This window comes from Labrys neptuniae, assembly GCF_040797145.1.
Classification (GTDB): domain Bacteria; phylum Pseudomonadota; class Alphaproteobacteria; order Rhizobiales; family Labraceae; genus Labrys; species Labrys neptuniae.
Window position 1 is genome coordinate 227,780 of record NZ_JBFNQD010000006.1, and the last position, 19,662, is coordinate 247,441.

At 65.8% G+C, this 19,662-nt stretch carries 16 protein-coding genes; 9 read left to right on the forward strand and 7 right to left on the reverse strand.

Annotated features, from left to right (window positions below):
* Positions 1–27: 27 nt before the first annotated feature.
* From ABXS05_RS19050 to ABXS05_RS19060, 3 genes are all read right to left on the reverse strand, one after another.
* Positions 28–1,602 carry a DHA2 family efflux MFS transporter permease subunit gene (locus ABXS05_RS19050; RefSeq protein ID WP_311944782.1) on the reverse strand — a complete coding sequence of 525 codons (1,575 nt, stop codon included), beginning with the start codon at positions 1,600–1,602 and terminating at the stop codon, positions 28–30.
* Between the two features lie 96 nt (positions 1,603–1,698).
* A complete protein-coding gene (locus ABXS05_RS19055; protein ID WP_367625034.1) occupies positions 1,699–2,883 on the reverse strand; it encodes an HlyD family secretion protein in 1,185 nt (394 codons plus the stop codon).
* The gene (locus ABXS05_RS19060) at positions 2,876–3,340 is read right to left on the reverse strand and encodes a MarR family winged helix-turn-helix transcriptional regulator (RefSeq protein WP_311944780.1); all 465 of its coding nucleotides are present in this window, start codon (positions 3,338–3,340) and stop codon (positions 2,876–2,878) included. The genes ABXS05_RS19055 and ABXS05_RS19060 overlap by 8 nt, the downstream gene beginning before the upstream one ends.
* 101 nt (positions 3,341–3,441) lie before the next feature.
* Here ABXS05_RS19060 and ABXS05_RS19065 point away from each other — a divergent pair, with 101 nt between their 5' ends.
* Positions 3,442–3,804, forward strand: a complete 363-nt coding sequence (locus ABXS05_RS19065) for a hypothetical protein (protein ID WP_367625035.1) — start codon at positions 3,442–3,444, stop codon at positions 3,802–3,804.
* A 289-nt stretch (positions 3,805–4,093) separates the two neighbouring features.
* Positions 4,094–6,994: a caspase family protein gene (locus ABXS05_RS19070; RefSeq protein WP_367625036.1), complete on the forward strand. Its 2,901-nt coding sequence runs from the start codon at positions 4,094–4,096 to the stop codon at positions 6,992–6,994.
* A 69-nt stretch (positions 6,995–7,063) separates the two neighbouring features.
* On the opposite strand, the gene ABXS05_RS19075 is transcribed toward ABXS05_RS19070, so the two are convergent.
* Positions 7,064–7,822 carry an SDR family NAD(P)-dependent oxidoreductase gene (locus tag ABXS05_RS19075; protein ID WP_311944777.1) on the reverse strand — a complete coding sequence of 253 codons (759 nt, stop codon included), beginning with the start codon at positions 7,820–7,822 and terminating at the stop codon, positions 7,064–7,066.
* Between the two features lie 42 nt (positions 7,823–7,864).
* Positions 7,865–9,373 (reverse strand): xylulokinase, encoded by a 1,509-nt coding sequence (locus ABXS05_RS19080; protein WP_367625037.1) that lies wholly within the window; start codon positions 9,371–9,373, stop codon positions 7,865–7,867.
* 232 nt (positions 9,374–9,605) lie between these two features.
* Between ABXS05_RS19080 and ABXS05_RS19085 the strand changes: the two genes are divergently transcribed.
* From ABXS05_RS19085 to ABXS05_RS19115, 7 genes are all read left to right on the forward strand, one after another.
* Positions 9,606–10,262 (forward strand): bifunctional 4-hydroxy-2-oxoglutarate aldolase/2-dehydro-3-deoxy-phosphogluconate aldolase, encoded by a 657-nt coding sequence (locus tag ABXS05_RS19085; protein ID WP_311944775.1) that lies wholly within the window; start codon positions 9,606–9,608, stop codon positions 10,260–10,262.
* The gene (locus ABXS05_RS19090; RefSeq protein ID WP_311944774.1) at positions 10,259–11,212 is read left to right on the forward strand and encodes a shikimate dehydrogenase family protein; all 954 of its coding nucleotides are present in this window, start codon (positions 10,259–10,261) and stop codon (positions 11,210–11,212) included. The genes ABXS05_RS19085 and ABXS05_RS19090 overlap by 4 nt, the downstream gene beginning before the upstream one ends.
* A gap of 4 nt (positions 11,213–11,216) precedes the next feature.
* Positions 11,217–12,149, forward strand: a complete 933-nt coding sequence (locus ABXS05_RS19095; protein WP_311944773.1) for an NAD(P)-dependent oxidoreductase — start codon at positions 11,217–11,219, stop codon at positions 12,147–12,149.
* Positions 12,150–12,153: 4 nt separating this feature from the next.
* Entirely contained in the window at positions 12,154–13,026 is an 873-nt protein-coding gene (locus ABXS05_RS19100; RefSeq protein WP_367625038.1) for an MBL fold metallo-hydrolase, read from the forward strand.
* A gap of 41 nt (positions 13,027–13,067) precedes the next feature.
* Positions 13,068–13,961, forward strand: coding sequence for an SIS domain-containing protein (locus ABXS05_RS19105; protein ID WP_367625039.1), 894 nt, complete (start codon positions 13,068–13,070; stop codon positions 13,959–13,961).
* 197 nt (positions 13,962–14,158) lie between these two features.
* Positions 14,159–15,676 (forward strand): helicase HerA domain-containing protein, encoded by a 1,518-nt coding sequence (locus ABXS05_RS19110; protein WP_367625040.1) that lies wholly within the window; start codon positions 14,159–14,161, stop codon positions 15,674–15,676.
* 188 nt (positions 15,677–15,864) lie between these two features.
* Positions 15,865–17,286, forward strand: coding sequence for a mannose-1-phosphate guanylyltransferase/mannose-6-phosphate isomerase (locus ABXS05_RS19115; RefSeq protein WP_311944768.1), 1,422 nt, complete (start codon positions 15,865–15,867; stop codon positions 17,284–17,286).
* 193 nt (positions 17,287–17,479) lie between these two features.
* On the opposite strand, the gene ABXS05_RS19120 is transcribed toward ABXS05_RS19115, so the two are convergent.
* Positions 17,480–18,262: an SDR family NAD(P)-dependent oxidoreductase gene (locus tag ABXS05_RS19120; protein WP_311944767.1), complete on the reverse strand. Its 783-nt coding sequence runs from the start codon at positions 18,260–18,262 to the stop codon at positions 17,480–17,482.
* A 378-nt stretch (positions 18,263–18,640) separates the two neighbouring features.
* The gene (locus tag ABXS05_RS19125) at positions 18,641–19,642 is read right to left on the reverse strand and encodes an ABC transporter ATP-binding protein (protein ID WP_311944764.1); all 1,002 of its coding nucleotides are present in this window, start codon (positions 19,640–19,642) and stop codon (positions 18,641–18,643) included.
* Positions 19,643–19,662 lie beyond the last annotated feature (20 nt).

The following is a 19,662-nucleotide window of genomic DNA, read 5'->3' on the forward strand; positions in this document are numbered from 1 at the left end:
TTCACCCTCAAACGAACCGCCAGACCCTCACTCCATCGCCATGCTGTGGTCCATTTCCGGGGGCTTGGCGGCCTTTCGCAGGAAGAAGACCAGCGGCATCGCAGCGAGTGTCAGCAGCATCATCAGCTTGAAATCATTGATATAGGCGATGATGGTCGCCTGCTGGCCGACCATGCCGTCGAGCATGGTCTGGCCCGCTGCGCTCAGCGGGTCGATGAGCTTGGCCCGGGTCATGTCCTGCAGGGCCTGGTTGTAGGGCGTGATGTGGGTGACGAGATCGGCGTGGTTGGCCTGGGTGCTCTCGATCAGCAGGGCCGAGGTCATGGAGATGCCGACGCTGGAGCCGATGTTGCGCGACAGGTTGTAGAGGCCGGTGCCGTCGCCGCGCAGGCTGGCATCGAGGGTCTGGAAGGTCACCGTGGTCAGCGGCACGAACAGGAAGCCGAGGCCCGCCCCCTGCACGAAGCCGGTGACGATGATCTGCCATTGCGAGATGTCGGGGGTCCAGCCGGTCATGTCGTAGAGCGACCAGGCCGTCAGGCCGAAGCCGATCAGCAGGAGCAGGCGGGTGTCGAGCTTTCCGACCATGCGGCCGACGATGAACATGCAGACCATGGTGCCGATGCCGCGCGGCCCCATCACCAGGCCGGCGGTCACCACCGGATAGCCCATCAGCGATTGCAGATAGGGCGTCATCAGCGCCATAGCAGCGTAATAGGTCAGGCCGACTGCTGATATCAGCACCACGCCGACGGCGAAGTTGCGGTCCACGAACAGGCGCGGCTTCACGAAGGTATCCTTGCCCGTGAAGGTATGGACCAGGAAAATGTAGAAGGCGGCGGCGCAGATCAGGGCCTCGAGCTGGATCTCGCCGGAGGAGAACCAGTCGAGCTGCTCGCCCCGGTCGAGGAAGACCTGCAGCGCGCCGATGGCGATGGAGAGCATGCCGAAACCAAGCCAGTCGAGCTTCACGGCCGTGCTGCTGCGGGTCTCGGTGACGAAGGCCATCACGCCGAGCATGGCGACGAGGCCGATCGGCAGGTTGATGTAGAAGATCCAGCGCCAGGAAATGTGGTCGGTGAGCCAGCCGCCGATGACGGGACCGAGCACCGGCCCCACCATCACGGCGACCCCGAATACGGCCATGGCCCCGCCGCGTTCCTCGGGCGTGTAGATGTCGAGCATGATCGCCTGGGCCAGCGGCACCAAGGCGGCACCGAACACGCCCTGCATCAGGCGAAAGCCGACGATCTGCACCAGGGATTGTGCCATGCCGCACAGCATGGAGGCGACCACGAAGCCGATGATGGAGACCAGCAGCAGGCGCTTGCGGCCGAAACGCGCGGCCAGGAAGCCCGAAGGCGGGGTCATGATCGCCGCCGCCACGATATAGGAGGTCAGCACCCAGTTGATCTGGTCCTGGCTGGCGGCGACGCTGCCCTGGATATGGGGCAGCGCGATATTGGCGATGGTGGTGTCCAGCGCCTGCATGATCACCGCCAGGATGACGCAGGCGGTGATGGCGCCGCGATTGGCGACCTTGGGGGCGGGCAGGGCGGGGCTGGAGATTTGGCCGGCGCTCGCGGTGGCGGATGCGCTCATGGCAGGCCTCGTTCGCAACGATCTGGGACTATAGGTGATGAAATAATCAGGTGCTCAAAAAGCGGGCCGGCGCACGGGAGCGCGACGGCGTCATCGTCAGCCGGCCTGGTGGTTGCCTTGGGGCTTGTCTTGTCCGAACCAGCTCGTCACGAAGCTGGGCAGGCCGCGGGCATGGCCGGTATCGACACCGACCACCGCGCTCATGCCGACCCGTAGGTTCGGCTTGTCGGGTGCGGGATCGATGCTGATGCGCATGGGAATGCGCTGGACCACCTTCACCCAATTGCCCGAGCTGTTCTGCGCCGGGAGCAGGGAGAAGCTCGAGGCGGAGGCCGGGCTGATGGTCTCGACCTTGCCGGTCCAGGTCACGCCCGGATAGGTGTCGACCGAAATCTCAACCGGCTGGCCGGGTTTGACATAGGTGAGCTCGGTTTCCTTCGGGGTCGCGTCCACCCAGATATTGGTAGTGGAGACCAGGTTGAAGGCGCGCTGGGAAGCGTTGAGATAGGCGCCGCGCTGCAGGGAATCGACATTGGTGACGATGCCGTCGAAGGGCGCCCGCACCACGGTGTCGCCGAGGTCGCGCTTGGCATTGTCGACGGCCGATTGGGCCTGGAGATAGAAGGGGTTCCTTTCCACCGGCAGGGAGGCGTCGCCGCCGAGCTGGGCCAGCATGGCCTGGGCATTGGCCTGGGCCACGATGACCTTCTGGCGCGCCGCATCGAGATCATGCTTGGCCTGGTCGAAGCTCTGCTTGGAGGCGGCGCTGGAGGATTGCAGGTCCTGCTGGCGCTTGAACTGGGCCTCGTAATAGGGAATGTCCGCCTTGGCCTGCTCGATCTGGGCCTCGGCCTGGGCGTAACTCGCCTGTAGGGTCAGAACCTGGTTGCGCACGGTGCCGAGCTGCGCTTCCGCCCCTTCAAGGGCCGTGCGGTAGCTGCCGGGACGGATGCGATAGAGCACGTCTCCCTTCTTGACGGCCTGGTTCTCGACGACGTCGATTTCCACCACCGTGCCGGCGACATCGGTGGATATGCCGACCATCGCCGCCTGCACATAGGCGTTGTCCGTCTCCATCACCTGCCCGCCGGTGACATAGAAATAGCCGCCGGCAACGAGGGCGACGGGGAGCAGGGCAAAGAGCAGGGGGCGGGTCAGCGAGCGCTTGCGCATCCTGGCCGGCTGCGGCGTGACCGCGTCCTGACCGGCCTTGTCGTCGGAAAGCCGCTCGATCTCGATGGGGTTTTCGAGTTTCTGGGCCTGGTTGCTGCCATCAGCCATGTTTTGCCTCCTTGTCGTCGACCGGCTGGCGGCAGGCTTCGAGAAGGTTGGCCTTCATCTGCGTCAGGGTGTCGAGTAGTTTCACGCGGTCTTCGTCCGGGATGGATGCCAAGGCCTCCGCCCGCGTCCGGTCGCCGAGAACGCGCATCTCGGCGAGAATGGGATGGGCGGCCGGCGTCAGGAAGAGCAGCCAGACCCGACGGTCGCTCGCATGCTGGCGCCGTTCGATCAGCCCGCGCGCTTCGAGCTTGTCGAGAATGCGCACCAGGGTGATCGGTTCGATTTCGAGCAGTTCGGCCAGCCCGCTCTGATGGATCCCCTCGCTGCGCGAGAGGAAGGCGAGCGCCTGCCATTGCGAACGCGTCAAGCCGATATCACCGGCGCGCTGCTCGAAGCGCTTCCGCATCAGGCGGGCGACGTCATGCAGGATGAAGCCGAGGGTGGGCTGGTTGAGCATATCTAGAACATGCCGTTCTAATTATAAGCTTGCTTATCTTTATCCATGATTATAACAAGGATGCCTCAAATGCAATCGCCCAGATGGTGCGGACCGCAAAAATGGCTGCTGATCACGCGAGATTTGATCGGGGTTCGGTCCTGACGGGGGCCGGCTTGCTGTGTGCGGCCTGGTTCGGGCTGGCGCTTGGCACGCAACCTGCGGTCGCCGCGCCGCGCTTCGTCAGTTGCGGCGGCGCAGCCATGCTGGGGGCTGCACTGCTCAATTGCTCCCACCTGGCACCGACCAAGCCGGCGCAGCTGTGCAATTTCAGCTGGAGCCTCCTGCAGGTCGGTAACGTCCCGCAGGTGGTGAGCGGTTCCTTCCTGCTGCCGCCGGGCGCCAACAACGCCCAGGTCTATCAGGGGGCCGGCTATGTCGCCGCCCTGGCGTCGCCGGTCATCCTCTGCCAGGACCAGAATTAAGACCGGTCTCGCATCCGGGGCTTCAAAACCCAACGATTTTCGACACCAAATCAAGGGTTTGGCGTGTATCGTCGGACGGAGCCAGGAGTCGTTTTCGATGAGGCTCGGGATGACCGTCACGGTCCGCTTTCGGCGGCCAGCCTCTCTATTGCCGCTACAACGCCCCAAAACAGCCCCTTTTGGTTCACACGCCATACAAGTCGGCCAAGCTATCGCTTAGGTTGTACTCACAGGCCATGAGCCGTTCGAGCTCGGCCCACCCCGGGTGGAAACCAAGAGGGCCAGATCAATGTCCGCGACCTTTCGCAGCGCGTTTGCGCTTTTGTTCATCCTCATCGCGGCGAGTTTGCCGCTGCAACCAGCCCGGGCACAGAGCCAGGGCGAAAAGCGCATTGCCCTCGTCATCGGCAATGCCGACTACAAGGCCGGATCATTGGCGACCAGCGCCAATGATGCGGGCCTTATCGCCCAGACCCTGCAGGCTGCCGGTTTCGACGTCACCGGCGCTCGCGACCTGGATCAGGATTCGCTGCGCAAGGCGTTCCGTGAATTCCTCGACAAGGCCTCCGCATCGGGACCCGACACGGTGGCTTTCGTCTATCTGGCCGGTTATGGCCTGCAATCGGAAGGGCAGAATTACTTCGTGCCCGTCGACGCCGCCATTCAGACGCCAGCCGCCGTGCCGGCAGAGGCGATACGGCTCTCCGATTTCATTCGGCCGCTCGGCGCCTTGCAGTTGAAGGCCAGCATCGTGGTGATCGACGGCGCGCGCGCCAACCAGTTCGCCCGCGGCGACCAGCCCCTCGCCGGCGGCCTGGCACTCGTCGATGCCGAGCCCAACTCCCTGATCGCCTTCAACGCCGCACCCGGTACGGTGGGGCCGGCCGAGCAGGGGCCTTATGGCGCCTATGCCCAGGCTCTCGCCGAAATGATGCGGACGGGCGGGCTGCCGATCGCCGATGTGTTCGACCGTACCCGGTTGCGGGTGAGCGAGAGGACCAATGGCGCGGTGCTGCCCTGGAGCGCATCGAAGCTCGGCGAGCCCTTCGCCTTCTTCGACCGTGCCGCCGATGCGCCCGCTCCGCAGGTTTCCCTGGAGGAAGACAAGGCGATGCAATCCAAGCGCATCGCCGATTTCGACGCGCGTGATGCCTATGTCGCCGCCGTGGATCGGGACACCATGCAGGGCTATCAGGACTTCCTGACTGCCTTTCCGCGCGATCCCATGGCCAAGCGCGTGCGCGCCATCGTGGCCGCCCGGCGCGAGGCCATCACCTGGCATGAGACCTGGAAGCGCGATACGCCCAATGCCTACTGGTCCTATCTCAAGCGCTATCCGCGCGGTCCCCATGCCTGGGACGCCCGCCGCCGCCTGAGATATCTGTCGGCCGAGATCGAGCCGCCGGCGCGTTTCGACGTGATCGAGTATGACGTGCCGCCGCCACCGGAAGTTGAGGTCGTCTATGTCGAACGTCCGGTAATCGTCTTCTCCGATCCCGAATTCGACCTGCCGCCGCCCCCGCCGCCGCCGGTGATCTTCCTGCCGCCGCCGCCGCGGGAATTCGTGGAGCTTCCGCCGCCGCCGCCGCCGGTCGATGAGTATGTGCTGCCGTCGCCGCGCTATGTGGCGATGCCCGAATGGGTGCGGCCGCCGCGTTACGTCGAGCCGCCGCCGCAGAACTTCATCTTCAACAACATCCACAACGCCACCGTCATCAACGAGACGCTGGAAGCCCCGCCCGAGCGCATGCCGCGCCAGGAAGGCGAGGGCGGCCTGACGACCGGAGAGAAGGCGGCCGGTGCGGCGATTGCCGTTGGTGCGGCGGCTGCAGCCGCTCGCGTCGCCCTGCCGCCCTTCCTGCGCAATCGCGGCGGGCGCGGTGGCCAACCCGGTATGACGCAGCCGGCTGTGGCGCCGCAGCCGGGTGAGCCCGGTCTGGCTCCGGCTCCCGGCGCACCACAAAAGCCGGGGCGCCTTCTGCCAGGACAGGCTGTTCCTGGCCAGGCTCTTCCCGGTCAGGAAGGCCAGCCCGGCCGATTGCTGCCGGGGCAGGAAGGTCAACCAGGACAGGCCGTGCAGCCCGGTACGCTGAAACCGGGGCAGGCTCAGCCGGGTCAGCCCGGTCGGCTGCTGCCGGGACGGGTCCAGCCAGGCCAGGCCGCCCAGCCGGATGAAACCAAGCCGGGACGAGCCCAGCCCGGACAACTCCTGCCGGGCCAGGCGGCCCAGCCTGATGAAGCCAAGCCGGGACAGCGCCAACCCGGCCTGAAGCCCGGTCAAGGCCAGCCGGGCAAGGCCTTGCCGGGCATGAATGGCGAGGCTCTGCCGCTCGATAACGGCAAGCCGCCATTGGGTGACACCCCGCTTCCCGGACGCAAGCAGCCTGGTGGCAAAGCCGCCAAGCCGGGTCAGCTCGGCCAGCCACTGCCCGGAGCACAGCCTGAGGGGCAGCCGGATCAGACCCAGCCTCAAAAACCCCTTCCGGGGCAGAAGGGCCAAGGTCGCCTGAGGCCGGGGCAGCCGCAGCCGGACGGCACCACTCAGCCTCCGGCCGAGAACGGCCAGCAGCTCGGCAAGCCATTGCCGGGAGCCGACGAGGCGCAGCCGCTTCCCGGCCGCAAACGGCCAAAGGGCCGTCAGCCCCAGGATGGTGGTATCCAGGCTCCGCGGCCTGGCGCTACCCCTGAGGAACAGGCCTTGCCTGATGCCGGAGCACCGTCGCAGCCGGCAGGCCGCAAGCGTCGCCCGGCCCAGGACGGGCAAGGCCTTGGCGAACCCTTGCCACCAGCCGGGCGAGCTCTTCCGGACGGCAGCGGGCAGCCGCAGCCCCAGCCGGGCCGTCGTCGCCCGCGCCAGCCCGATGCCGGTTTTGCTCAGCCGGACGAGCCGGCCCAGCCGTCCGGTCGCCGGCCGCGCGTCCTGCAGGGCCAGCCGGGTGGTGGATCTGACGAGGGTGGGGCACCCCCGCCGCGCCAGAAGCGTTTGAACCAGGCCCCCGCGCCGGACATGGAACCGGCCGTGAATGCACCGCGTCAGAATCGGCAGCTGCGCGCGCAGCCAGAGCTCGAGGGTGGGGCGTCCCGGCCGATGCAACGCCTGCGGCCGCCGGCGCAAGAGGGTGGTCCGGCCGCGGGTGGCGGCGGACGTCAGCGCCGCTGTGGCGGCCAGGGCGCACCGCCTTGTGAATGAGACGTGACGAAAACACCGCCCGGCTTGCCGGGCGGTGTTGCTTCAGGCCTTCTACCGGAGTTTTTCGGGTCAGAAGCCGCTGACGACATAGCCGCCATCGACGGGCAGCGTGGTGGCGGTCACGAAGATCGAGGCAGGCGAAGCGAAGAACAGGGCAGTGCCGACGAGATCATCGACGCTGCCCCAGCGCTTGAGCGCCGCCTTGTTGGCGATCTTGCCGGCCGGTACCGGATCCGACCACAGAGGCTTGGTCATGTCGGTGCGATGATAGCCGGGCGCGATCGCGTTGACGCGGATTCCCTCGGGCCCGAATTTGTGGGCAAGGGCCCGGGTGAGCCCCATGATGCCGGTTTTGCTGGCGCAATAGGCCGGCACGCTGTCATCGGCGAGATAGCTCAGCATCGAGGCGAAGTTGATGATGGACCCTTGCGATTTCACCAGCAGGGGGTGGGCCGCCATGGCAAGGCGCATGGCGCTGTTCATGTTGACGTCGACGACTTCGAGATAGGTTTCCTCGGTCCATTCGGCATCGGGCCGGGCGATTCCCTGGGCGTTGACGAGCACGTCGAGGGCCGGCAAGGCCGCAAAGAAGCGCTCGACCGCTGCCTTGTCGCGAACGTCGAGCTGCTCGAAACGGATGGACCGGCCACCATTGGCGGCTTTGGCTGCGGCCAGCCGCGCTTCGGTGGAGCCCGTCGCGATGACATCGGCGCCGAGATCGGCAAAACCCTGGGCGATGGCGAGGCCGATGCCGCTGGAACCGCCGGAGACCACGACGGTCTTGCCTTCGAACAGGCCGGGGCGAAAGGCGGATAGGACGTCCTGCATGGAGATTTCCTTCGATTGGATGAGAGAGGACCAGACGGCGGTTCAGCCTTGCTGCAGCCGGTCGAGATCGTCGTAGAGCGCCTGGGAATGGCGGTAGAGCCGGTCGAACACCGGCTGCATGCGGGCATAGGTCTCGGCCCAGGCCGAGTCGGGCAGGATCTCGGCGCCATAGCGCACGAAATGGCGGACGGCATCCTCGACCTTGCCGAAACGCCCCAGGGCCGTTGCCGCCATCGCGGCGCAGCCGACGAGGCCGCATTCGGTCTCCTCGGGCACCAGGATGGGCACGTTGTAGGCGCTGGCCTTGATCTTGAGCCAGAGCTCGGTCTTGGCGCCGCCGCCGGAGGCGACCACACGCTCGAGCTTCTGGCCGGTGGAGGCTTCCATCACCCGGATATGGCGGTTGACCGCGAAGGCCACCCCTTCCAGCGTGGCGCGATGGAGATGGGCGAGGCCATGCTTGGCGCCGATGCCGAAGAACTGGGCGCGGGCATTGCGATGGGCGCCGAGCCGCTCGCCGGCCAGGAAGGGCAGGAAGAACAGGCCTTCGGCGCCGGCCGGGGCCTCGGCGGCCTTGGCGACGATGTCGCCATAGGAGAGCGCCTTCTCATGGAAGGCGCGGCGGGCCCAGCGCATGGCGTCGCCCCCGGTTTCCAGCAGGGTGAACGGGCCCCAGTGCCCCTCGACGGTGCGCACGTTGCAGATCTCGGGATCGAGCAGCGGTTCGTTCGTCACCAGGGTGATGATGGAGGAGGTGCCCATCACATCCGAGGCCGTCCCGGGGTGGACGACGCCCGATCCGAGCACCGCCACCGGATAGTCGGCTCCGCCCACCAGGACGGGCGTGCCCTGGGCAAGGCCGGTCTCCAGGGCGGCGCCTGCGGTGACATGGCCGAGAATGTCGAGCGGCGAGCGGATCGGCGGCAGTTTGGCGGCATCGAGGCCGAGACGATCGATCATCGCGGTAGACCAGGTTCCGCTCGCCGGATTCATCAGGAAGCTGCAGGAGGCATCGCCCTCGTCCATGGCGATCTCGCCGGTCAGCCGCAGGTTGATGTAGTCCTTCGGCATCAGCACCGTGCTGGCGGCTCGATAGGCCTCGGGGTCGTTGTCACGCAGCCAGGCGAGCTTGAAGCCGGGCCAGGCGGGCGTCGGCGGGTTGCCGCTCTCGGAAAGGTAGGAGCCAGGCGGGTTGTCGCGCTCGAAGGCCGCCACCAGGCCCGCCGTGCGCTTATCGTTCCACAGGGGGGCGGTATCGCGGGTGGGATTGCCGTGACCATCGACCAGCACGGTGCCGTGCATCTGGCCGCAGGCGGCGACGGCCTGGATCCGGGCGGCGGCATTCTCCTGCCGGGCGAGCACGGTGCGGATGGCCGCCACGGTGCCGGACCACCAGTCGCTCGGGCGCTGTTCGGCCCAGCCGAAAGCAGGTACGATCTGGTCATATTCGCTGGCGGCAATCTCCAGAATGGCGCCTTTGCCGGCCTCGACCAGGGCTGCCCGGGCGCTGCCGGTTCCGACATCGATGGCCAGGATGAGATCCTGCGTCATGGGTGTGTCCTCGGCTCGCTCTTTGAAGAATGGGCGTGCAGCCATTGCCTCTGCATTTTTGGGAGTGATGCTACACGTTTTCCAGGCGGTCAACTGAAAATTCCGACATATTCATGTTGCATCGCAATAAAATCACCGAACTATCTTGCCGGGGCGACATGGAATATGTAGCATTGCTACAAAATTGACGCCCAGGCCGATATCATCGGCAAGCCCTGAGGAGAGCGCAGACATGGCCATCAACCCCATTGAGCGGATCGAGGCGATCGGCGTGGTGCCGGTCATCGCGATCGACAATCCCGCGGACGCAGTCGCGTTGGCCGATGCCTTGACGGCCGGCGGCCTGCCGATCGCCGAGATCACCTTCCGCACCAAGGCGGCCGCCGAAGTCCTGGCCATCCTGCACGACCAGAGGCCGGAGTTCCTGGCCGGTGCTGGAACGGTACTGGATCTGGAATCGGTGCAGGCCTGCAAGGACAATGGCGCGAGCTTCGCCCTCTCCCCCGGTTTCGATGCGGAGATCGTCGCTGCCGCCAAGGCGATCGGACTGCCCTTCGCGCCGGGCATCATGACGCCGACGGACCTTACCGCGGCCACGCGCGCCGGCCTGCGCCTGTGCAAGTTCTTCCCGGCCGGTGTCGCCGGTGGGCCGAAGGCCCTGGAAGGCATCGCCGCGCCCTTCAATCACCTGGGCGTTCGCTTCATCCCGACCGGTGGCGTCACGCTGGAGACGATGGGCGACTGGCTCAAGCATCGCTTCGTCGCGGCTGTCGGCGGCACCTGGATCGCCAAGCCCGAAGACATCAGCGGCGGCAAGTTCGCCGAGATCACCGCCAAGGCAAAGGCCGCCGTCGAGCGTGTCAAGGCGATCCGGGCGGGCGCGGCATGAGCAACTATCAGCCGGCGACCCGGCCGACTCTCTATTTCATCGGTGTGACCACCACCAAAAGCTCGATCATGCGGGTCTTCCCAGCCTGGGCCGAACATCTGGGCCTGAAGGATGCGGTGATCAAGGGCATCGACTTTCCTCTCCATGCCGATCCGGCCGCCTATCGCGAGGCGGTCGCCTTCATCAAGGCCGATCCCCTCTCGTTGGGGGCACTGGTCACCACCCACAAGATCGACCTCTACAAGGCCTGCCGGGACCTGTTCGACGAGGTCGACGATTTCGCCCTGCGCATGGAGGAGACCAGCTGCCTGTCCAAGCGGGACGGACGCTTGATCTGCCACGCCAAGGACCCGATCTCCTCCGGGCTCGCCCTCGACAATTTCATTCCCAGGGGCCATTTCGAACGGACCGGCGCCGAGCTCTTTTCGATGGGGGCAGGCGGTTCCACCATTGCCCTGACCTGGCACATGGTGCGCGAGGCACGCGGCGCCGACCGGCCGTCGCGCATCGTGGTCTCCAATCGCAGCCAGCCCCGCCTCGACGAGATCCGGCGCATTCACGAAGAGATCGGCATGCCGGTGCCGGTCGATTACGTGCTCGCACCCCACCCGACGGACAATGACGCGGTCACCGCTGCCCTGAAGCCAGGTTCTGTGGTGATCAATGCCACCGGGCTCGGCAAGGATGCGCCCGGTTCGCCGCTCACCGATGCGGTAGTCTTTCCGGAACGGGCGATCGTGTGGGACCTCAACTATCGCGGCGACCTCGTCTTCCTCGACCAGGCCCGGCGCCAGCAGGCGGCACGTCATCTCCAGATCGAGGATGGCTGGACCTATTTCCTGCATGGCTGGACTCAGGTGATCGCCGAGGTCTTCGACATCGAGATCCCGACCTCCGGCCCCTCCTTCGAACGGCTGGGCGAGATCGCCATCGCCGCTTCCAAGGGGTGATGCCGTGGAACGTATCCTGGTCACGCCGCGCTCGCTGACATCGGCGACCCATCCCCTGGTCGAACGCCTCCGGGCCGAGGGCCACGAGATCGTCATGCCGGCGCCCGGCAAATTGCCGGATGAGGCGGACCTGCTCGCACTCGTGCCGGGCGTGACCGGCTGGCTGGCGGGGGTGGAGAAGATCTCGCCGCGTGTCATCGCCGCGGCGAGCTCGCTGCGGGCGATCAGCCGCAACGGCACCGGGACCGACAATCTGCCGGTCGATACGCTGCTCGCGCGCAAGATCGCCGTGCGCATCGCCGCAGGCGCCAATGCGGCGGGTGTGGCGGAGCTTGCCATCGGCCTGATCTTCGCGGCGCTCCGCCAGATTCCCCTTTGTGATGCCGGCATCAAGCAGGGGAGCTGGCCGCGCCGGATCGGTGCCGAGATCCGGGGCCGCAAGGTCGGCGTGGTCGGCTGTGGCGCCATTGGCGCCGAGGTCGCGCGCCTGGCTGCCGCGCTCGGGGCCGAGATTCTCGCCTATGATCCGCAACGTCCTGCCGTCAATGTCGAGGCAAGCAGCCTGCGCTGGGTGGAGATTTCAGGCATGCTGGCGGAAGCCGATGTCGTCACGCTTCATTGTCCGGCGCCGGCCGATGGTCGTCCCCTGCTGGGCGCGACCGAATTCGCGGCCATGCGGCGTGGCGCGGTGGTGATCAACACGGCGCGGTCGTCGCTGGTCGATGAAGCGGCTCTGCTGGAGGCCCTCGAAGACGGGCGTCTCGGCTGTTACGCCACCGATGTTTTCGAAGAGGAGCCGCCGGCGAGCCTCGCTCTCGCCGGCCACGCCGGAGTGATCGCCACCAGCCATATCGGCGGCTTCACCCAGGAGAGCGTCGACAGGGCCACCGAGGTCGCCATCGCCAATCTGATGGATGCGCTGCAGGGGAGGGCGTGAGGGAATGCTGGAAGTCCTGCCCTTTGCCGGCCCGCTGGCCGGACAGCTCGCGAACCGTCCGCAGGCCGGCCTCTCGCTCTACTGGCTCGGGCAGGCCGGTTTCCTTCTCGACAGCGGCCGGCGCCGCCTGCTGATCGACCCCTATCTCTCGGATTCGCTGGCGCAGAAATATCGCGATCGCGGTCCTTCGCATGAACGCATGATGCCGGCACCGATCGAGATCGAGGACATGCCACCGCTCGATTTCATCCTCTGCACCCACCACCACACCGACCACCTCGATGCGGCGACATTGAACCCGCTCGCCCGGCGCTTTCCGCGGCTGCGCCTGGTGGTGCCCAAGGCCTCGCTGAAACTGGCGCAGGAGAGAACCGGGCTCGATGCGGAGCGCTTCATCGGCATGGATGCCGGCGAAACCCTCATGCTCGACCAGGACATCGAGGTGCGCGCCGTGCGGGCTGCCCATGAAGCGCTGCAGCGAGACGAGCACGGGCATCACCTGTTTCTGGGCTATGGCCTCGCGCTGAACGGTGTGTGTGTCTTCCATTCCGGCGATACGATCTCCTTCGCCGGGCAGGTGGATGAGGTGAGGGCCCTGGCGCCCGACCTGGCGCTGCTGCCGGTGAACGGCCGCTCACCGGAGCTCGCCGCTGCCGGCATCGCCGGTAACCTCACCCTGGATGAGGCGGTCGAACTGGCCTCGTCCTGCGGCATCGATGCCATGCTCGCCCATCACTACGGCATGTTTGCCTTCAATACGCTTGTGCCCGAGCGGATCGATGCCAAGGCTGCCGCGATGACCGGGCCGACCCGGCTGCTTCGGGCCGGGATTGGAATCGAGTATAGGCTGACAGGTCCGTCCGAGACGACGGACTGAGCCCTCCGATCCGAAGAGGGAGCCAGAAAGGGAAGCCGTTCATGACCTTGCCGGATCAGACCGCATCGCAGCCCGGACCCCGGACCACGATCCAGAACGTGCTGGAGGTGATCCGGCTGACCTTGGGCGAACTGCGCAAGTCCGACCGCAAGGTCGCCGACCTCATCCTGGCCGATCCCCAGCGCATCCTCAACGCCACGGTGGCGGAGACGGCGCTCGCCGCCGGGGTGAGCGAGCCCACGGTCATCCGTTTCTGTGCCGCCATCGGCTGCAACGGCTTCCAGGATTTCAAGCTGCGCCTGGCCCAGAGCCTGGCGTTGGGCACGCCGGCCACCCATTCGGTGCTGCTCGGCACCGATACGCCGGAAACCGTGGTCGAGAAGATCTTCGACTACACCATCACCAGCCTGGATTGGGCGCGCCATCATCTCGACAAGGCGGCTTTGGCCCGGGCGATCGACATCCTGGAGAAGGCGACGGCCATCGAATTCTTCGGCCTGGGCGCTTCGGGCGTGGTGGCGCGCGACGCCCAGCAGAAATTCCCGCTGTTCGGTGTGCCCTGCGGAGCCCAGCACGATACCCACCAGCAGATCATGGTCGCCTCGATGATGAAGCCGGGCGATGTGGCGGTGGTGATCTCCCACACCGGGCGTTCGCGCTCGATCATCGAGGTAGCCCGCACTGCGCGCGAGAACGGGGCCAAGGTCATCGGCCTGACCGGGTTCGAGACCTCGCTCGCCAGCCATTGCGACGTGGCCTTGCTGGTGGAGACGCTCGACAACACCAACATCTACACCCCCACCACCTCGCGCATCGCCGCCCTGGTGGTGATCGACGTGCTGTCGACCGCGGTGGCACTACGCCGCGACGAGGCCCATGTCCGGCGCTTCCAGGCGATGAAGCGCAAGCTCGCCGAATATCGCATCGGCGAATAAGGGAGATGTGGAAACCGGCGGACGAAGGCGGCCGGGGGTTGTGAGCAGCCCCTCAGGGGCGCTATGGCTATGGCGTTTTGCGATTTGACGGAATCACTAAGAATCGCAAAGACGCGTCAAAACAATGAGTTAGAGTAAAGCGGCGGTTACGTGTAAACGCGCTTTGCTCTAGGACGAAACCGGAATCACTGCTTGAGATGAAGATCGAAATCGAGATGGGCGTCGCGTCTGCCGCCGGCAGTGCGCCTGCAATGCTCGACATCGAGGAATTGCTGGCCACGCGCCTGCTCGTGCAGGGCAATTCGGGTTCCGGCAAATCGCATCTCCTGCGCCGGCTGCTCGAGCAGAGCGCTCCGCATGTCCAGCAGGTCATCATCGACCCCGAGGGCGAGTTCGCCAGCCTGTCGGATCGCTACGGCCATGTCGTCATCGACGGCGAACGCAGCCTGGCCGAACTCGAGCACATCGCCCAGCGCGTGCGCCAGCACCGGGTCTCGGCCGTGCTGGTCTTGGAGAGCCTCGACGCCGAGATGCAGATGAAGGCCGCGGCCGCCTTCCTCAATGCCTTGTTCGACGCCGAGCGCGACCATTGGTTCCCGATGCTGGTGGTCGTCGACGAGGCCCAGCTTTTTGCGCCCGCCGCTTCCGGCGATGTCGGGGAGGAGGCGCGCAAGGTCTCGCTCGGCGCCATGACCAACCTGATGTGCCGCGGCCGCAAGCGCGGCCTGGCCGGCATCATCGCCACCCAGCGCCTGGCCAAGCTGGCCAAGAACGTCGCCGCCGAGGCGTCCAACTTCCTGATGGGGCGCACCTTTCTCGACATCGACATGGCGCGCGCCGCCGACCTGCTCGGCCTCGATCGGCGCCAGGCCGAGACTTTCCGGGAACTGCAGCGCGGCCAGTTCGTGGCGCTCGGCCCGGCCTTGTCACGCCGTCCGCTTCCCATCAAGGTCGGCCCGGTGGAGACGCGCCCCAAGGTGGCGACGCCCAAGCTGACGCCGCTGCCGGAAGGGGGTGAGGCGGCGCGCGATCTCATCCTGGCGCCCGTGCCGATGGCGCCGCCGCGTCCGCGCCCCGAGCGCCGCGTGGTGACACCGCCGCCGATGTCGACCACCGAGATCCTCGAACAACTCGTGCGTGAGCGGCCTGCGGAAGCCGCCGGCGAGGAAGCCTTGCCTGCCATGCTGCCGGCCGAGCTGCAGCAGGCCCATGCCCGCATCGCCTTTGCGATCATGCAGGAGCCGGATGCGAGTTTCCGCACCGATGCCGTGCTCTATCAGGATTTCATCGTGCGCTGCCGCATTGAGCGGCTTGGCGGCTCGCCGCCCGCCATGGCCGAGTTCAAATTCCTGCTCAGCGCAGCCCGCGCCGGTCTCGATCCCGACGGTATCGACCAGGAGCAATGGCAGCGTGCGCTCGATCACGCCCGCCTTGTGCCGGCTGACCTCCAGGCCGTGTTCCTGATTCTCGCAGCGGCGGCGATGACGGGGCTGCCATGCCCTCCGGACGCCGAGATCGCCAGGCGCTGCGGCAGCCATTCGGCGGGCCGTGCCCGCAGCCAGATCCGCCATCTGCAGAATGCGGACTTCGTGATGACTCGCGTCGACATGCGTGGCGCGCGCATCGCCGTGATTCCCGATCTTGGCTGGGAGACTGCGCCCGGCGATCCCAATGGCCCTGCGCTCGACAGGGATGGCCTAGCCGCCGCCGAGTGACGACGGCTCCTGCATCAGCCGCAGGAGACCTCGCACTATCCGGAAGCATTAGTGTGGCGATGACCAAAAGCCCCCTAGGATGAGCGTAATAAACCAAAGCAGGCCTGAAATTCATCTGACTCTGTCGATATAATCGTGGCATAGAGCTAATCGGTTGATGGCTCCTCCAATTCAAATATGAGCGGATGATGTCTACCCAGATCGTTCCCCTGATCGTTTGCGGCGGCTCCGGAACGCGGTTGTGGCCGGCCTCGCGGGCCAGCCGACCCAAGCAGTTCCTGCCTTTATTCGGTGATCTCTCGACCTTCCAGGAAACGATGCGGCGTGTAAGCGGCGCCGAGCTGTTCGGCCGGCCCGTCATCGTCACCAACCAGGACCACCGCTTCCTGGTGGCCGACCAGTTGCTGTCCATCGGCGTCGAGGCCGATATCGTGCTCGAGCCCGAGGCGCGCGATTCCGGCCCGGCCATTGCTGCTGGCGCGGCTTTCATCGCTGCGCGCGACGGCGCCAAGACCCCGGTTCTGACGCTGGCCGCCGACCACCGCGTGCGCGATATCGAAGGCTTCCGCGCCGCCTGCGTGGCGGCGCGTCGTGGTGCTGCCAAGAAGAGCATCGTCACTTTCGGCGTGGTGCCCAACCAGCCCGCCACCGGCTATGGCTATATCGAGGCCGGCGAGCCCCTGGTCGACGGCGTCATGAAGGTGCGCCGCTTCGTCGAAAAGCCCGATGCCGAGACCGCCACGCGCTATGTGCGCGAAGGCTATCTGTGGAACTCCGGCAATTTCCTGTTCGAGGCCGGTTTCTTCCTCTCTGAATATGCCCGCTGCGAGCCCGATACCATCGAGGCGGTGAACGAGGCGGTCGCCAAGGCCAAGCTCGACCTCGGCTTCCTGCGCCTCGATGCCGAGGCCTTTGCCCGTTGCGGCAAGCGCTCGGTCGACTATGCCGTGATGGAGAAGACCCAGGCCGCCGCCGTGGTGCCGGCGAGCTTCGACTGGTCGGATGTCGGCTCCTGGGGGGCGGTGCGCGAGCTCTCGCCGCAGGACGAGGCCGGCAACGCCAAGCTGGGCGAAGCGCTGTTCGTCAATGCCCGCAACAATCTGGTGTCTTCGGAGCGCCAGCTCGTCTGCGTCGTCGGGCTGGACGACCTTGCCGTCATCACCACCGGCGATGCCGTGCTGGTGGCCCGCCGCGACGATGCCGCCGGCATCAAGGCGCTGGTCGAGAAGCTCAAGCAGAGCCATAACGGCCTGACCCAGGACCATCTGCAGTCCTACCGTCCGTGGGGGCACTACAAGTCGCTCGATCTCGGTGCGCGCCACCAGGTTAAGCGCATCGTGGTCAAGCCCGGCGGCCAGCTCTCGCTGCAGAAGCACCATCACCGTTCCGAGCACTGGATCGTGGTGCGCGGCGTCGCCAATGTCAGCATCAACGGCCAGATCAAGACGCTGCATGAGAACGAGTCGATCTATATCCCGATCGGCTCGACCCATCGGCTTGAGAATCCCGGCAAGATCGAGCTCGAACTGATCGAAGTGCAGACCGGTTCCTATCTCGGCGAGGACGACATCATCCGCATCGAGGACATCTACAATCGCGCCGCGTCCTGAGGCGCCAATAAACCTTCTCCCCTTGTGGGAGAAGGTGGCGCGCAGCGCCGGATGAGGGGTTGATGGAACCTAACAATTCTTGGTGACCTCTCCGGAGGTGACCTAGATGGGTCGCAAAACCCCTCATCCGTCCCTTCGGGACACCTTCTCCCGCAAGGGGAGAAGGTTAGGGTAGCGCCTTTGCGTGCTGCCCCTACCAGCAGGTGTAGCCGCCATCGACGGTGACGATCGAGCCGGTCATCAGGCTGGCGGCATCGGAAGCCAGGAACTGCACGGCGGAGGCGATTTCCTCCGGCTCGCCCATCCGCCCCTGCGGTGTCATCTCCAACCAGGTCTTGAACATTGCCGCATTGGCCGGGTCCGTCGCGGCATAGGCAGTCAGCGGCGTGTTGATATAGGTCGGCGCCACCGAGTTGACGCGTACGCCGCGCAGGCCCCATTCCGCCGCCAGGGACTTGGTGAGGTGATGCACACCGGCCTTGGAGGCGTTGTAGTAGGACTGCTCCTGCGGCTTGTTGACGATGATGCCGGACATCGAGCCGATATTGATGATCGAGCCCTTTCTGGCGGCCAGCATGTGCTTGCCGAAGGCGCGGCAGCACCAGAACACGCCATTCAGATTGACGTCGAGCACGTTGAGCCAATGCTCGTCGGCGACGTCCTCGGCCGGGGTCATCGAGCGAGCGATGCCGGCATTGTTGACCAGGATCTCGACGGTGCGGCCCTTGGCGGCGAGGTCGTCGGCCACGGCGGTCACTTCCGCCGAATTGGTGACGTCCATCTTCACCGTCTCGGCCTTGTAGCCCTTGGCTGCGAGGGCGGCCTGCCCCTCTGCCGCGACCTTCATGTCGAAATCGGCGATGACCACTTCGGCCCCGAACTCGGCCAGGGCTTCGGCGCAGGCCAGGCCTATGCCACGCCCGCCGCCCGTGACGAGGGCATGCCGGCCAGTGAGATCGAGTTTCTTCTTATACATCGCGGATCCTTTCCATGCGTCGCTCCCGTTTGCTGCATCGATTTTGCAAACGGGACAAAAGCCCGTGCAGCTACGGATCAATCTAATGCGGCATGCCGATTCGACGAAGTCAATCCTGCATTGGCCCTACAATTGGACAAGCATTTCGTGGGCTGTCTTCAAAGCCGGATCGAACGTCACAGGAAGCTCGACCTTCGTCATCACCGGACATCTCGTCCCCGACTGGACGAGGTGTCCGGTGTAGATCCAGGGGCCACAATCTCGACGGGTTGCGCCAAGCTGGATGCCCGGGACAAGCCCCGGGCATGACAAAAGTTGGAGCCCTTTCCGGTTCCGTCGCGAATTTTGAGTCCGTCTCTGGGGACCTGTCCTCCAGAATCAGGCGAGGGACAGGCCCTTGTCGTCGAAGCGATGCAGGCGGTCGGGCTGCGGCGTGAGATAGATGGTATCGCCGGTGGTGAGGCTGAACTCGCCGGGTGCTCGCGCGGTGACGCGGGTGCCCTCGTCGAGATCGACATAGAAGAAGGTGTCCGAGCCCAGATGCTCGGAGATCGAGATCTTGCCCTTCCATTGCCCCTCGCTCGGGGACAGGTTGAGATGCTCGGGACGGATGCCGATGGTGGTGGCGTTGTAGTTTGCCGCCGCGCCATCCTTGAGGAAGTTCATCTTGGGCGAACCGATGAAGCCGGCGACGAACAGGTTCCTCGGCTTGTTGTAGAGCTGGAGCGGCGAGCCGACCTGCTCGACATTACCGGCATTGAGCACCACGATCTTGTCGGCCATGGTCATGGCCTCGACCTGGTCGTGGGTGACGTAGATCATCGTGGTCTTCAGGTCCTTGTGGAGCTGCGAGATCTCGATGCGCATGTTGACGCGCAGCGCCGCGTCGAGGTTCGACAAGGGCTCGTCGAACAGGAAGGCCTTGGGCGAACGCACGATGGCGCGGCCGATGGCGACGCGCTGGCGCTGGCCGCCCGAGAGCTGGCGCGGCTTGCGGTCGAGATAATTGGTGAGGTTGAGCGAGGCGGCGGCCTTGGCGACCTTCTGGTCGATGACGTCCTTGCTCTCGCCCGCCATCTTCAAGGCGAAGGCGATGTTGTTGCGCACGCTCATATGCGGGTAGAGCGCGTAGGACTGGAACACCATGGCCAGCCCTCGCTTGGACGGCGGGGCCTGTGCCATGTCGACGCCGTCGATCTTGATCTCGCCCGAGGTGGTGTCCTCCAGGCCGGCGATCAGGCGCAGCAAAGTGGACTTGCCGCAGCCCGACGGACCGACGAAGACCACGAACTCGCCATCCTCGATGTCGAGGTCGAGATCGGGAATGATCACGACTTCACCGAAGGCCTTGCGCACATTGCGAAGATTGAAGCGGCCCATTTACGCAGCTCCCCATTCTG

Coding starts and splice junctions, on each gene's coding strand:
- ABXS05_RS19055 (WP_367625034.1), bottom strand. CDS start 2,883: ATGGCTGATGGCAGCAACCAGGCCCAGAAACTCGAAAACCCCATCGAG.
- ABXS05_RS19125 (WP_311944764.1), bottom strand. CDS start 19,642: ATGGGCCGCTTCAATCTTCGCAATGTGCGCAAGGCCTTCGGTGAAGTC.
- ABXS05_RS19110 (WP_367625040.1), top strand. CDS start 14,159: ATGAAGATCGAAATCGAGATGGGCGTCGCGTCTGCCGCCGGCAGTGCG.
- ABXS05_RS19050 (WP_311944782.1), bottom strand. CDS start 1,602: ATGAGCGCATCCGCCACCGCGAGCGCCGGCCAAATCTCCAGCCCCGCC.
- ABXS05_RS19090 (WP_311944774.1), top strand. CDS start 10,259: ATGAGCAACTATCAGCCGGCGACCCGGCCGACTCTCTATTTCATCGGT.
- ABXS05_RS19080 (WP_367625037.1), bottom strand. CDS start 9,373: ATGACGCAGGATCTCATCCTGGCCATCGATGTCGGAACCGGCAGCGCC.
- ABXS05_RS19085 (WP_311944775.1), top strand. CDS start 9,606: ATGGCCATCAACCCCATTGAGCGGATCGAGGCGATCGGCGTGGTGCCG.
- ABXS05_RS19120 (WP_311944767.1), bottom strand. CDS start 18,262: ATGTATAAGAAGAAACTCGATCTCACTGGCCGGCATGCCCTCGTCACG.
- ABXS05_RS19075 (WP_311944777.1), bottom strand. CDS start 7,822: ATGCAGGACGTCCTATCCGCCTTTCGCCCCGGCCTGTTCGAAGGCAAG.
- ABXS05_RS19100 (WP_367625038.1), top strand. CDS start 12,154: ATGCTGGAAGTCCTGCCCTTTGCCGGCCCGCTGGCCGGACAGCTCGCG.
- ABXS05_RS19115 (WP_311944768.1), top strand. CDS start 15,865: ATGTCTACCCAGATCGTTCCCCTGATCGTTTGCGGCGGCTCCGGAACG.
- ABXS05_RS19060 (WP_311944780.1), bottom strand. CDS start 3,340: ATGCTCAACCAGCCCACCCTCGGCTTCATCCTGCATGACGTCGCCCGC.
- ABXS05_RS19065 (WP_367625035.1), top strand. CDS start 3,442: ATGGCTGCTGATCACGCGAGATTTGATCGGGGTTCGGTCCTGACGGGG.
- ABXS05_RS19070 (WP_367625036.1), top strand. CDS start 4,094: ATGTCCGCGACCTTTCGCAGCGCGTTTGCGCTTTTGTTCATCCTCATC.
- ABXS05_RS19105 (WP_367625039.1), top strand. CDS start 13,068: ATGACCTTGCCGGATCAGACCGCATCGCAGCCCGGACCCCGGACCACG.